This window comes from Apilactobacillus sp. EABW-1NA, from assembly GCF_030398685.1.
Classification (GTDB): Bacteria; Bacillota; Bacilli; order Lactobacillales; family Lactobacillaceae; genus Apilactobacillus; species Apilactobacillus waqarii.
The window spans coordinates 28164-41543 of the sequence record NZ_JAPDKO010000002.1 but is presented as its reverse complement, the minus strand read 5'-3'; the positions used below and the strand labels follow the sequence as shown (position 1 = coordinate 41543).

General features: G+C 36.0%; 13 protein-coding genes. 1 reads left to right on the top strand and 12 read right to left on the bottom strand.

Annotated elements, in window-relative coordinates:
* The first annotated feature begins 100 nt into the window (after positions 1 to 100).
* The gene (locus OEZ61_RS00620; protein WP_034533546.1) at positions 101 to 1531 is read left to right on the top strand and encodes a C69 family dipeptidase; all 1431 of its coding nucleotides are present in this window, start codon (positions 101 to 103) and stop codon (positions 1529 to 1531) included.
* A 91-nt stretch (positions 1532 to 1622) separates the two neighbouring features.
* On the opposite strand, the gene rplS is transcribed toward OEZ61_RS00620, so the two are convergent.
* The 12 genes from rplS to smc all read right to left on the bottom strand — a co-directional run bounded on the left by rplS (position 1623) and on the right by smc (position 13380).
* On the bottom strand, positions 1623 to 1979 hold the full coding sequence (rplS, locus tag OEZ61_RS00615; RefSeq protein ID WP_034531098.1) for a 50S ribosomal protein L19: 357 nt from the start codon (positions 1977 to 1979) through the stop codon (positions 1623 to 1625).
* Between the two features lie 126 nt (positions 1980 to 2105).
* Positions 2106 to 2852, bottom strand: coding sequence for a tRNA (guanosine(37)-N1)-methyltransferase TrmD (trmD, locus tag OEZ61_RS00610; RefSeq protein WP_034533545.1), 747 nt, complete (start codon positions 2850 to 2852; stop codon positions 2106 to 2108).
* Positions 2842 to 3366, bottom strand: coding sequence for a ribosome maturation factor RimM (gene rimM / locus OEZ61_RS00605; protein ID WP_034533544.1), 525 nt, complete (start codon positions 3364 to 3366; stop codon positions 2842 to 2844). The genes trmD and rimM overlap by 11 nt, the downstream gene beginning before the upstream one ends.
* Before the next feature lie 55 nt (positions 3367 to 3421).
* On the bottom strand, positions 3422 to 3679 hold the full coding sequence (locus OEZ61_RS00600; protein WP_034531095.1) for a KH domain-containing protein: 258 nt from the start codon (positions 3677 to 3679) through the stop codon (positions 3422 to 3424).
* A 13-nt stretch (positions 3680 to 3692) separates the two neighbouring features.
* Entirely contained in the window at positions 3693 to 3968 is a 276-nt protein-coding gene (gene rpsP, locus OEZ61_RS00595) for a 30S ribosomal protein S16 (protein ID WP_034531094.1), read from the bottom strand.
* A gap of 92 nt (positions 3969 to 4060) precedes the next feature.
* Positions 4061 to 4348: a hypothetical protein gene (locus tag OEZ61_RS00590; protein ID WP_034533543.1), complete on the bottom strand. Its 288-nt coding sequence runs from the start codon at positions 4346 to 4348 to the stop codon at positions 4061 to 4063.
* 4 nt (positions 4349 to 4352) lie between these two features.
* Positions 4353 to 5582 (bottom strand): VWA-like domain-containing protein, encoded by a 1230-nt coding sequence (locus OEZ61_RS00585; RefSeq protein ID WP_034533541.1) that lies wholly within the window; start codon positions 5580 to 5582, stop codon positions 4353 to 4355.
* Positions 5583 to 5587: 5 nt separating this feature from the next.
* Positions 5588 to 6688, bottom strand: coding sequence for a hypothetical protein (locus OEZ61_RS00580; RefSeq protein WP_034533539.1), 1101 nt, complete (start codon positions 6686 to 6688; stop codon positions 5588 to 5590).
* A gap of 53 nt (positions 6689 to 6741) precedes the next feature.
* Positions 6742 to 8220, bottom strand: a complete 1479-nt coding sequence (gene ffh / locus OEZ61_RS00575; protein ID WP_034533538.1) for a signal recognition particle protein — start codon at positions 8218 to 8220, stop codon at positions 6742 to 6744.
* A gap of 14 nt (positions 8221 to 8234) precedes the next feature.
* Positions 8235 to 8576, bottom strand: a complete 342-nt coding sequence (locus OEZ61_RS00570; RefSeq protein WP_034533537.1) for a putative DNA-binding protein — start codon at positions 8574 to 8576, stop codon at positions 8235 to 8237.
* Positions 8577 to 8601: 25 nt separating this feature from the next.
* Positions 8602 to 9825: a signal recognition particle-docking protein FtsY gene (gene ftsY / locus OEZ61_RS00565; protein ID WP_034533534.1), complete on the bottom strand. Its 1224-nt coding sequence runs from the start codon at positions 9823 to 9825 to the stop codon at positions 8602 to 8604.
* Between the two features lie 3 nt (positions 9826 to 9828).
* The gene (smc, locus tag OEZ61_RS00560; RefSeq protein WP_034533531.1) at positions 9829 to 13380 is read right to left on the bottom strand and encodes a chromosome segregation protein SMC; all 3552 of its coding nucleotides are present in this window, start codon (positions 13378 to 13380) and stop codon (positions 9829 to 9831) included.

Genomic DNA, 13380 nt, shown 5'->3' with positions numbered 1-13380 from the left:
ATAATTTTATTCTGATTATACTTTAGATACTTATATATTTCAATTTTTTAAAAGTTTAATGTACAATTATAGAAATGAAACTAACGAGGGAGTGTTTAACATGCCAAAGTTTCCAGAATACGATGCATGTACTAGTATCTTAGTCGGTAAGAAGGCATCTGTTGATGGTTCTACCATGATCGGTCGTAACGAAGATTGCAAAGCAACCTGGCCAAAACATTTTGTTGTTCATCCTCATAAGGAGTATAAGGAAAAACCAGTGTTTAAAGCGCAAGAAAACGCCTTTACAATGGAATTACCTACTGTTAGGGGTAAATACACTGCTACTCCAGAATGGACTAATAAAGAGGGATTATTTGAAGAAGAAGGTATTAATGAATACGGTGTTGCTATGAGTGCTACCGAAAGTGCCTACTCAAATAGTTATGTATTAGGATTTGACCCACTAGTTGAAGATGGTATCAGCGAAGCTTCTGTTGTCACTGTTGTTCTACCATACGTGAAAACAGCACGTAAGGGTGTTAAACGCCTCGGTGAAATCGTCTCCAAGTATGGTTCAAGTGAAAGCAATGGTATCTTATTCTCAGATCAAGAAGAAGTTTGGTACTTTGAAATTGGTTCCGGCCATCAATGGGTAGCAATGCGCATTCCAGACGATTGCTACGCTGTTGTATCAAACCGCCTAGCCATTCAAAACATCGACTTCGATGACCCTGACAACTTTATGTGGTCAGAAGATATCATTGATTTCGTCAGAAAGAACCACTTAAATAACTCTAATAATGGTAGTTTTAACTTTAGAGAAATCTTTGGAACTAGAAATGAATCTGACCTATACTACAACAACCCACGTGTTTGGTATGGTCAACGCATGTTTAACCCAGAAATTAAACAGGATCCAGAATCATATGACTTACCATTCGTCAGAAAACCAAGTCGTTTAATCTCCGTGCAAGATGCTAAGGATTTCCTAGCATCACACTACCAAGGAACTCCATTTGATCCAGTTGGTAAAGGTAGTCACGAGGACAAGACCAGATACCGTCCAATCAGTTTGGCAAAGGCCCAAGAATCTCATGTCTTACAAATTCGTCCTAACCTACCAATCGAAGTTGGTGGTATTCACTGGTTATCAATGGGTGTTGCTGCACAAAGCGTCTTTGTTCCATTCTTTGCCGGAATCAAAGATACCCCACTGGAATACAAGATTGGTAAGTTAACCTATGAACCAAAGTCAGCTTATTGGATTTTCAAACTGGCTGGAGTGTTATTAGACCCACACTACAACACATTTGTTGATGTTGTCGGTGATGTCCAAGAAAAACTTAATATCTACTTCCAACAAAAGATTAATGAAGCTGATATCAAGGCTAATGATTTAGCACCTCAAGAAGTATCTGATTTTGTCACAAAGATTAGTAGTGAATGTGCTGAATATGCAATGGATAGTTACAAACATCTATCATACGAAATGATCTCCAAATCAACGGACTTTTCAAAGTTAAACTATAATACAGACGAAAACCTATAAAATAAAAGGATGGCTTAATTGTCATCCTTTTATTGTACAAAAAAAGAGCAACGCATAAGCGTTACTCTTCATTTTAGATATAAATTTTATCTTAACGACGACGTGCTTCTTTAATACGAGCAGCCTTACCATGACGTTCGCGTAAGTAGTATAGCTTAGCACGACGTACGGCACCACGACGAGTTACTTCTAACTTAGCAACACGTGGTGAGTGTAGTGGGAAGATACGTTCAACACCTACACCTGAAGTGATCTTACGAACAGTGTAAGTAGCTTGAATACCTGTACCGTGGCGTTTGATAACAACACCTTCGAATACTTGGATACGTTCGTTGCTACCTTCAACAACCTTTACAGATACTTTAACAGTATCTCCGGCTCTAAATTCTGGAACATCACTCTTTAGTTGTTCCGCGTTAATCTTTGAGATTAATTCGTTTTGACGCATAATATAACATCCTCCAACTAGCATTCTTGTCTTTACTTGTTGCAACAGCGGAATACCGTTTTTATTTAACTATAAAAATAGTCAACTAAAATACTAACATAACCACAATTACTTGTAAAGATTATTTTATTCTTCTTCTATTTTTACTTCCGCTAATAATTTCTTTTGTAAATCAGTTAATTGACTGTAATCAATTAAGTCTGGGCGTCTAAGGTAAGTCTTTCTTAGCGCCTCTTTTTCTCTCCATTCTTCAATCTTTTGGTGGTTACCACTAGTCAACACATCGGGTACTGTCATGCCCCTGAAATCTGCTGGTCTAGTGTATTGCGGATATTCTAGTAATCCACTTGAGAAAGAATCACCTGGTGCAGATTCATCGTTACCCAAAACATCAGATAATAATCGAGCGGTTGCATCAATCATCACCATTGCTGGTAGTTCTCCACCGGTTAAGACAAAGTCACCCAATGAGTATTCATCGGTAACTAATGTCTTAATTCTTTCGTCATATCCTTCATAGTGACCACAAATGAATGTTAAATGGTCTTCCTTAGATAACTTTTCGGCCTCTTTTTGATCGAACTTCTTTCCTGCCGGATCCAACAGAATTACACGTCCTTTAGAAATGCCTTCCTTAGCAGCTTCTTCTTGGGTGTGAGCAAGTGCATCAAAAATTGGTTGAGCTTGTAATAACATTCCTGCACCACCACCAAATGGGTAGTCATCAACGTTACCGTGCTTATTAGTCGAAAAGTCTCTAAAGTTAGTAATATTAATATCTAATAATCCTTTATCCTTTGCTTTTCCAAGGATTGAATCACCCAAAGGGCCATCAAACATGTCTGGAAATAAGCTTAAGATATCAATCTTCATCGTCGAGCCCCCTAGGAACATCCACAGTAATTACTTCATCGTCTAAATTAACATCTAAGATAACTGAATCAATCTTAGGTAATAATAAATCGGACTTGTTATCACGTGAGACAACCCAAACATCATTGGCACCTGGTGAAAGAATTTCCTTAACGGAACCAATCTTTTGTCCATCAGTATCTAAAACATCTAAACCAATGATTTGGTGATAGTAGTATTCGCCAGGTTGTAAGTCATCACTATCAAGTTGATCTTCAGCAATTTTTAATTCTGAAGGTTTTAAGTATTCAACATCATTGATAGTTGGCTTGTCTTTAAAGTGTAGCAAGATGAAGTTCTTATGAGTTCTAACACCATCGATCACTAACTTTTCGCTCTTAGTATCATTTAAAAACGCATAAACTTCATTACCAACTTTAAAACGTTTTTCAGGGAAATCGGTAATAGACATTACACGAACTTCACCACGAAGTCCCTGAGTATTTACAATCTTTCCAATATTATAAAAGTTCATTATTCATTTCCCCTTTTATGTTAAAAAACTCTTAAACAAAACACCAAGGTTTCATTTAAGAGTTTTTATTCTTACTATCATCAATAATCAGTCTTACGCGCTTATCACCAGAAACACGAGCACTGTAAACAATCGTACGAATTGTTTGCGCTACATGGCCCTTTTTACCAATAATTCTACCAACATCGGCAGGATTGGTAACTAGATGATATTCATAGAAACGATCCGATTCACTATGATCGATAGCAACATCCTCTGGGTATTCCACCAGTGGTTTTACGATTTTTTTAATCAGCTCATCAAAATTAGTCATAACTCGATATCACTTATTTCTTAGAGTATTTAGCTTCATGATATTTCTTCATGATACCAGCATCAGATAGTAAGTTACGTACAGTATCTGAAGGTTGTGCACCCTTGTTTAACCATTCGAAGATATCTTCTTCTTCTAGTTTAACAGTACTTGGTTGAGTTAATGGGTTGTAAGTACCAACAGTTTGGATGAAACGACCATCACGAGGGCTACGTGAATCAGCAACTACAACACGGTAGAAAGGACGCTTCTTTGAACCCATTCTCTTCAAACGAATTTTAACAGACATTAATAAACACCTCCTGTATTTCTTTTAACGATATTAAATATAACAGTTATTTAGATGCTTGTAAAGGTTTTTTTCTTTACACCATGATTTTTTTATTGAAAATCAGCTAAAAGAACACTTTTTGCTAGTTGATCCATGTATTTTTCGTTATAAATAACAAAATTATGGACGCTTTGATAGTTGTTAAAATCGACTTTAACATTCTCAAATAACTGATTTTTAACTAACTCCTTGGCTAGATTAACATCATTAACTGACATCTTTGCCACAAATGGTGAATCTTCATAAATCTCATCCCAAGAATTAGATAGTAATGCCTTAGCTCTTTTAATATTGACGTTATTATTAATCGCCATTTTTAATATATCTGGTTTTAACATTTTATCACATCCTAATCTGGTCTAAGTATAAAACGTTGGCTTTTTGATTGCGTACTGATAAATCGTCGTAGTAGTCCAATAGCACCCAGGTAATATTCAGGTTTGATTGGTTCAAATATTCTTCACCCTTACCGTCAGTGAAAACGATGCATCCCTGCTTAGCCAATTTATGCTCGTTAACATAGTCAACAATGCTTTGGTACTTGGTACCACCCTGTAATAACCGTTTATTGGATAACAGACTATCGCTAATTGCATGAACCTCCGCATCAAACGTATAGCAATTAACCTCGATGTTTGGCATCGATTGAATTGCTTCAACGACACCAACCATGTTGGCATATTGATCATCACTGATTGAACCAGAACTATCGATAAAGACGTTCACATGTTCACTCTGACGTCTAATGCTTCCTGCAATATCCATGCGATATGGCTGTCTGCGGTTAAACCGGTTATAGGTTTTCTTTGGTCGATTACTCCTATTTCCGGTAATTCTACTTACAATTTGCCGTAAATTGATTCTAGGCATCTCAACAGACTTAATCTGCTTTTCAACTGCCATTGAAAGTTCACCGCGATATTGGCTATAAGCATCCCTTAATAGCCTATCAATTGTTTCTTTTCTTTGATCATAGTCTTGATTACTGATATTGCCCTCATCATCGAAGTAGCGATGATCATCGACAATTCGTAGGTTATCATTATCTAATTTACCAACACCATCTTGTTTATCCTGACTAAACAAATCATAAAGCTGCTTAGCGTACTGACTCGAATCCGAATTGGGTTTCATATCAAGACTGTATTGAAAGTTAACCTTATCTAGCGTCCATCCCTTGGAATAAACATCTGAGACGTATTGGTTAACGGCAATATCGGAGGCCACGTCGTTCAATAGACTGTGATTAACGTATCTGAGAGGATGCAACCACACAATATGCATGGCTAAATGTTCTAGGATTGCAATCATATCATTCGCATCTGAAACGTCATCATTTAAATGAATGGGATTATATGCCAGTTCCAATTGATTATCATTCCATTTCAATGCTAGAAATGAATCAATCGTATCATCTGCATCCCTGTTTAAATGGAGCAAAATTTCGCCATAGAAGCTCTTATTACGAATTAAGGATAAAATACCTTTAGCAATGATTCCATCTACCTCAGTTCGACTATTTTGCTGTGAATTCGTATTAATTAGGTCGTAAATATCACTATTGAGTGTCATATTAATCACCTGTATGCATTAAAACTGATTTCGGTTAACTTATCATATAACTGTTTAGCAACTAAACTTGTTTCGGCCATATTGTAGATATCATCAATTAACCCACTATCGTTAATCAACGTTCTCGCAATCGCGTATTGACCATCTGAACTTAATAAGTCGATAAACGTTGCTAAACGATGGCAAACGTCATCACTCAACGTTGATAATGACTTTACGTACTCACTGACCAATGATTGCTTAGTAACCTCATCTTTAGATGCTAGTTTATCAATGGTATCTTGTAAGTCACCGTTTAAATCAATCTTGTCATCAATCGATTGATGCGTGAATTTAATAAAGATTTCTGCAATGGATGGACCTACATTTCCCGAGATGACCTCTATTAAAATGTCTTCATCATAATCGTCATTGTATTGATTAATAATATTTGAAACACGGTGCCAGGATCTAGGGGTTGGCTTAATCTCATCGTTACCACGGTCTAAAAACTCTGGATTGTCACTAATAAAATTAATGACTTGTTGGTTAACATGGTTATCTTTTGCCCACTTTAGCCAATCGTTTGCATCAGTTTGCATGTTCACGCGGACAGTTCTATCGGTAATGGCGTCATCACTAGCATAGACATCATAATTAGAATTCATGTCATCGGGATTTTCAGCAATGATGATGTGGACTTGCTTTGGCAATACCACCGAGTTAATGCGGCGTTGTAAAACTAGATTCATTAACTCACTTTGCACATCAGATGTCCCACGATTAAATTCATCTAAAAACCAATAGATTGGTGTATCTGGATTGGCCTCAGAATATTTTATAATTTCAATAATGGTGTGCGAGTAACCAAATTTAACATCAGCCAGGGTGCCATACTTGTCAGTTTCAATAAATGATTTGTCTGTTAGTGGTGGCACAGGGATGGATAGGTCACCTTTCTCGGATAAACTCACGACCGTAGTAAATAATTTGGCGTGATTTTGCTCAGCTAATTGATTTACTAGTGCCGACTTACCAATTCCAGCAAGACCAACGATATTGGCTACCGCGCCACTTTTTTCAATCAAATCTACCGCTTGCATTGTTTTAGTAAAACCTAATGCCATAAACATCCCTCCTAAAAAAGACACAACTACCCAGGGTAATCATGCCTTTTCCATTATTTACGCTTCTTGTTACGTTTGCGCTTGTTTTTATTCATTTTCTTACTAATTTTTCTGCTCATGCGTTTCATTGCCATTTGTGAGATCTTGCCACCTAGGCCGCCACCCATTCCTGGCATTGAAGGCATTCCGTCCATGCCCATGTTACCCATCATTTGTTCCATACCAGACATGTTACCCTTAGACATCTTATTCATCATGTCCTTCATTTGATTAAATTGCTTAATCATACGGTTAACTTCTTGAATTGGACGTCCACATCCACGTGAGATACGACGTCTTCTTGATGGATTTAATAAATCAGGGTTATTACGTTCTTCATAGGTCATTGAGTAGATAATTGCCTTGATGTGTTCCAAATCCTTAGGATCCATGTTTACGTTCTTCAAGGCAGGGTTATTCGCCATTCCTGGAATCATCTTCATGATTTCATCCAAAGGACCCATCTTTTGAATTTGTTCCAATTGGTCTAGGAAGTCTTCAAATCCAAAGGTGTTGTTTTGCATCTTTTCAGCTAATTCTTTGGCTTGCTTTTCATCATAATCATTTTGAGTCTTTTCGATTAATGATAGAATGTCACCCATTCCAAGAATACGAGAAGCCATACGGTCTGGATGGAAGACATCAAGAGCTTCCATTTTTTCACCTTGACCCACAAACTTAATTGGTTTTTGGGTTACTTCACGAATTGAAAGGGCAGCCCCACCACGAGTGTCACCATCTAACTTAGTTAAAACAACACCGGTAATGTCTAGTGCATCGTTAAAACCTTCGGCGGTATTAACAGCATTTTGACCAGTCATTGCATCAACAACCAATAGGATTTCGTCGGGATGAGTCAATTCCTTAATGTTCTTTAATTCGTCCATTAAGGCTTCATCGATTTGTAGACGACCGGCAGTATCGATTAATACGTAGTCATTATGGTCTTCTTTGGCTTTAGCCATCCCATTTCTAACAATTTCAACTGGATCGACATCAGTTCCTTGTTGGAAAACAGGAACATCAATTTGTTTACCAACTGTTTCCAATTGGTCGATGGCAGCTGGACGGTAAACGTCGGCTGCGATTAGTAATGGACGAGCATTTTCTTCTTTTTTAAGTTTTAAAGCTAATTTACCAACAGTGGTAGTTTTACCTGCCCCTTGTAAACCAGCCATCATGATAACAGTTGGAATCTTTTCAGATTTGTTCAATGGGACTGCTTCTTCACCCATTGTCTTTGTTAATTCTTCATTAACAATCTTTACGATTTGTTGAGCTGGATTCAATCCTTCCAATACTTCCGCTCCACGAGAACGTTCTTGGACACGCTTAACAAAATTTCTTACAACTGTGAAGTTAACATCGGCTTCAAGTAAAGCAAGTCTAATTTCACGCATTGTTTCTCTTAAGTCAGCTTCAGAAACTTTACCTTTACCACGTAAATTACGCATTGCTTTTTGAAGACGTTCTGTTAATCCTTCAAATGCCATTTATTTCACCACTTTCATTTTTCTTCGGTTATTTCTAAATCATCAACTAATTGATTTAGTTTATCGTCGTTTGGATAGTTAACCTTAACGTAATTTCTAATTGCATCAGTTTGATCATTTCGTTTCACAAAATCTGCATACAAGTGAAGTTGTTCTTCATATTTTTCCAGAATTACTTCTGTTCTTCTTATGTTATCATACACAGCCTGTCTACTGACATTAAACTCTTCAGAAATTTCTCCCAATGAGTAATCATCAGCATAATAAAGTTGAATATAACTATCTTGCTTATTTGTTAATAATGGACGATAAAATTCGAATAAAGAGTTAATTCGATAATTTTTTTCCATTTCCAATTAAATCAAGTCCTTTCAGTTCAGACTATTTAATTAGACCCTTAAATAATCCATATACAAAATCATTTGCGTTAAATTCTCTTAAATCTTCTACCTTTTCACCTAAACCAACGTACTTAACTGGAACGTGAAGTTCATTTCTAATTGCTAAAACAATTCCACCCTTAGCAGTACCGTCTAACTTAGTTAATACGATACCAGAAACATTGGTGGTTTCCTTGAATAGCTTAGCTTGGTTTAAGGCATTTTGACCTGTGGTTGAATCTAGAACTAATAAAACTTCATGAGGAGCGTCTGGAATTTCTCTAGTTAAGACCTTCTTCATCTTAGCAAGTTCATTCATCAAGTTAACCTTGTTTTGAAGTCTACCAGCAGTATCTACGAATAAAATATCATAGTTTTCATCCTTAGCCTTATGAACTGCTTCATAAACAACTGCAGATGGGTCACTTTGTTCAGGCTTCTTGACGATATCAACACCATCACGTTTGGCCCATTCATCTAATTGTTGGATAGCACCGGCTCTAAATGTATCTGCGGCAGCTAATAATACTTTCTTGCCTTGTTGCTTGTACATATTAGCCATCTTACCGATGGTAGTAGTCTTACCAACACCATTAACCCCAACGAATAAAATAACAGTTGGTCCTTGATCAGCAAAATGAATTTCGGTGTTTTCATCATTACCATTTTGATCATAGATATCGATCATCTTTTGAATGATAACGTTTTGCACGTCGTCTTTACTCTTGGCATTTTGTAACTTAACTTCATCCCTTAATTGGTCTGTTAAGTTAACAGCCATATCAAAACCAACGTCTGATTCGATTAGAGTATCTTCTAGGTCTTCGAAGAAATCTTCATCAACACTTCTGAAGTTAGCAAACAAACGATTCAAACGTTCCCCAAATGTACTTCTGGATTTTTCTAGTCCTTCAGTAAACTTAGTTTGATCATCTTCAACAGGCTTTTCAGCAGCAGGTTGTTTCTCATCAGTTTGTTCTTCAACTTTTTCTTCGTCAGTGTTGTCATCAACGTCTGATTCTTTTGAAGCTTCTTCTTGGTCAGATGGTTGTTGTTCTTCTTCACTAGTTACAGTTTTTTGTTCACTAGCTTGGTCAACTTTATCATCTGCTTTTTGTTCATCATCAACAGCAGCATCAGTTTCATCGTTTTTTACTTCTTCAACTTTACTATTGTTGTTTTGTTCTTCGTTATTACGCTTTTTAAAAATATCAAATAATCCCATAGCTTATTCCTCCGCGGCATTAAATTTGTTTAGGTTAGCTGTAACCACTTTAGAAACTCCGGAATTTTGCATGGTAACTCCATACAATGTATCGGCATAAACCATTGTTTCTTTTCTATGCGTGATAACGATGAATTGGGTTCCATCGTCTAGTTTAGTCATGTATCGAGCATATCTATCGACGTTTTCTGCATCCAATGCGGATTCAGCTTCATCCAAGATACTGAAAGGTACTGGCTTAACTTTTAACACGGCGAAAAGTAATGCAATGGCTGTTAATGCTTTTTCTCCTCCTGATAATAGAGACATATGACGGTACTTCTTACCAGGTGGTTGTGCCATAATTTCAATTCCAGTAGTTAACAAATCATTTGGATCTGTAAGTAATAACTTCGCTTTTCCACCACCAAAAATTTCGTTATAAACTTTTGAGAATTGGGTAGCGATTGCATCGAAAGTATCCTTGAATTTCTTTTCAACAGTAACATCAATCTTGTTCATGGTATCAGTTAGTTGTTGGCTAGAATTCTTCAAATCATCTGATTGTTGTACTAGGAATTTGTATCGTTTTGATACTTCCTTGTACTCATCAATTGCGGATACATTGACAACCCCTAGATGGTCGATTGAACGACGTAAGTCGTCAATATGAGCCTTAATGTTATCGATGGTATCATCAACAACGATATCATCAATTTCATTTAGGTTAACCTCATACTTACCAATTAGTTGTTGTTTTAGACTAGCAAGTTGCTTTTCCAATTGATCAAACTTATTAGTTTGTTTATTTAGATAATTTTGTTGGTTAACAGAGTCCATTGTTTGCTTATCAATTTGGTCTTCGACTTGCTTGATTTCAGCTTGGTGTTTATCAATGGATTCTTTGCATTCTTGTAGATTACTTTGGATTGATTGGATTTGTTGGTTAACTAACTTAATTTCGTCATCTTGGTTTACTGAAAGCATATTATTACTAATTGCTTCGTTTAACTCATCAATGTTGTCTTTTTCGTCATCAATGTCAGCATCTAATCGATCAAAGTCTTCAATTAGGTTTGCCTTTTGGTCACGGAAATTGGATAATTTTTCCTTCAATACAATTAACTTTTCACGAGTTGATTGTACCTTTGAAGAGTTATTATCCTTCATTGATTCCAAAGTTTCAATCTTTTCTTGAATATCTTTTGATTTAGTTTGATTATTGACCAAATCAACATTCAATTGTTCTTTTAGTTTCTTGTTTTGACGTTGTTTTTCATCAATATCATCATCAAACAATCCACCATTAGACATTCTGATTGCCTTTAGTTCACGTTGCTTTCTAACTAGGGATTCCTTAGCAAAGGTCAATTTGTTATTGATTGAATCTAGTTGACCATCGTATTGACGCTTGTTGTCATAGAAAGAATCTGATTTAGCATTTAACTCTTTTAGTTGATCTTGTAATTCAACCAACTTAGCCTCAGTTTGCTTGGCAACCTCTTGGCTTTCCTTAAATTGCTTTTCTAACTCTTCTAACCTATTCTTTTGGGTCAAAACACCATCATATTGACGCTTGTTAGAACCACCGGTGATTGAACCACCAGCATTAACGATTTCACCACTTAGGGTCACAATTCGGTTAGAATGTCTAATCTTGTTACTAATATCGGTAGCAGTATGTAAATCCTTAACGATTAAAACATTACCTAGCAAATGACTAGTAACAGATTTAAGTTTGTCATTAATTTGGACCAATTCGTTGGCTACACCAATGAATCCATCGCTATTTTGACAGGTACTTAAAACGTTATTGTTAACGCTGCGTTGTGAAATTTCATTAACGGGCAAGAAAGTAGCTCTTCCCAAACGATTATCATTTAAAAACTTAACCGCTTGTCTAGCTGAAGCATTGTTAGTGACCACAATTTGTTGTAATTGATTACCTAAAGCAGTTTCAATTGCTGTGGTATATTCAGCAGGTACTTTGATAAAGTCAGATACTGAGCCCAATACACCATTAAGATGATCTTTATTGTTTAAGACACTTTGGGCACCACGATAAAAATTACTGTGGTCGTTTTGCAAATTATTCAAACTATTGTATTTAATTTTTAGGTTTTGCGTATCCTCTAATTGCTTGTACCAAATAGCTTGTTGATCATCTACTTGTTTTTTTAGACCGTTCACCTGAGCTTGATAGTCGTTAAAATCGCTTTGCACCTTTTGAACTTCTTCGTTCTTCTTGTTATAAGCCTGATTCAACTCTTCGACTGATTGTTCTAATTGATTAATTTCATCGTTTACTCCAGAAATCTTTTGACGATTGGAATCATTTTGAACATCAGCTTGCTTTTGGGTCTTTTCTAAGTAGGTAGATTCATTGTTAACATTAGCAATCTTTTGCATAATGGCTAGATATTCACCACGAACATCTTCATACTCTGCCTTTTTATCAGCAATCATTTGGTCAATCTTATCTTCATCGATTTCTTCAAGATATTGTTTATGCTTATCAATTTCTTGATTTAACTTGTCGATTTCAGAGTTAATTTCTTTTTCTTTCGTTTGTAAATCAGCAACTTGTGAATTTAACTTTTCTAGGTTGGCCTTATGTTCTTTCAAACTAGTCTTTTTAAATTCAATTTCTTGCTTGGAAAGATTTTGTTGACCGGATAACTGTTCAATCTTTTTAGAGTAGTTCAAAAGATTATCTTGTTGTTCTTCCTTCTTGGTTAGAAGCACCTCAAGTTGTTCATTTAATGACTTCTTTTGACTGGTAAGCTCATTTAAGTGTTTGTTAATATCTTCAGCGTTTTGCTTTTCTTCAGCAATAATCGCCTTGGTATTATTCCAGTCAGTCCCAACTTGATTTAATTCAAGCGCAATTCTTGAAACATCGTATTTTTTCAATTCTTTTTTCAAATCTAAATACTTAATTGCTGTTTCACTTTGCTCTTTTAATTGGTCATTTCGATCTTTAAGTTCGAAAATAATATCTTCAACTCGATCAAGATTTTCATGAGTTTGTTGAAGCTTTAAGTTGGCATCATGTTTTTGTTGTTTGTACTTGAAAACACCGGCTGCTGTTTCAATAATAGAACGACGATCTTCAGGTTTACTGTTAAATATATCTTCAACACTACCTTGAGAAATGATTGAAAATGAACCAATTCCCATCCCTGTGTCCATAAATAAATTATTGATATCCTTTAATCGACATTCAGAATTATTAATTAAGTATTGGCTTTCACCACTACGATACAAACGTCTTGTAATGATAATTTCTGAATATGAACTATTAATGTATTGGTCGGTATTGTCCAAGGTTAACTTAACTTCGGCACGATTGACCGGTTTATGAGTACTAGAACCAGAAAAAATAACGTCGGACATCTTTGAACCACGTAAAGTCTTAGAAGATTGTTCCCCGAGTACCCATCTGATAGCTTCGATAACATTACTTTTACCACTACCATTAGGACCAACAATCGCAGTTAAACCATCTGTAAAGTTAATGGTTGTTTTGTTTGCAAAGGATTTAAATCCAGCAATCTCTAATGATTTTAACTTCAA

Coding starts and splice junctions, on each gene's coding strand:
- OEZ61_RS00620 (WP_034533546.1), top strand. CDS start 101: ATGCCAAAGTTTCCAGAATACGATGCATGTACTAGTATCTTAGTCGGT.
- rplS (WP_034531098.1), bottom strand. CDS start 1,979: ATGCGTCAAAACGAATTAATCTCAAAGATTAACGCGGAACAACTAAAG.
- trmD (WP_034533545.1), bottom strand. CDS start 2,852: ATGAAGATTGATATCTTAAGCTTATTTCCAGACATGTTTGATGGCCCT.
- rimM (WP_034533544.1), bottom strand. CDS start 3,366: ATGAACTTTTATAATATTGGAAAGATTGTAAATACTCAGGGACTTCGT.
- OEZ61_RS00600 (WP_034531095.1), bottom strand. CDS start 3,679: ATGACTAATTTTGATGAGCTGATTAAAAAAATCGTAAAACCACTGGTG.
- rpsP (WP_034531094.1), bottom strand. CDS start 3,968: ATGTCTGTTAAAATTCGTTTGAAGAGAATGGGTTCAAAGAAGCGTCCT.
- OEZ61_RS00590 (WP_034533543.1), bottom strand. CDS start 4,348: ATGTTAAAACCAGATATATTAAAAATGGCGATTAATAATAACGTCAAT.
- OEZ61_RS00585 (WP_034533541.1), bottom strand. CDS start 5,582: ATGACACTCAATAGTGATATTTACGACCTAATTAATACGAATTCACAG.
- OEZ61_RS00580 (WP_034533539.1), bottom strand. CDS start 6,688: ATGGCATTAGGTTTTACTAAAACAATGCAAGCGGTAGATTTGATTGAA.
- ffh (WP_034533538.1), bottom strand. CDS start 8,220: ATGGCATTTGAAGGATTAACAGAACGTCTTCAAAAAGCAATGCGTAAT.
- ftsY (WP_034533534.1), bottom strand. CDS start 9,825: ATGGGATTATTTGATATTTTTAAAAAGCGTAATAACGAAGAACAAAAC.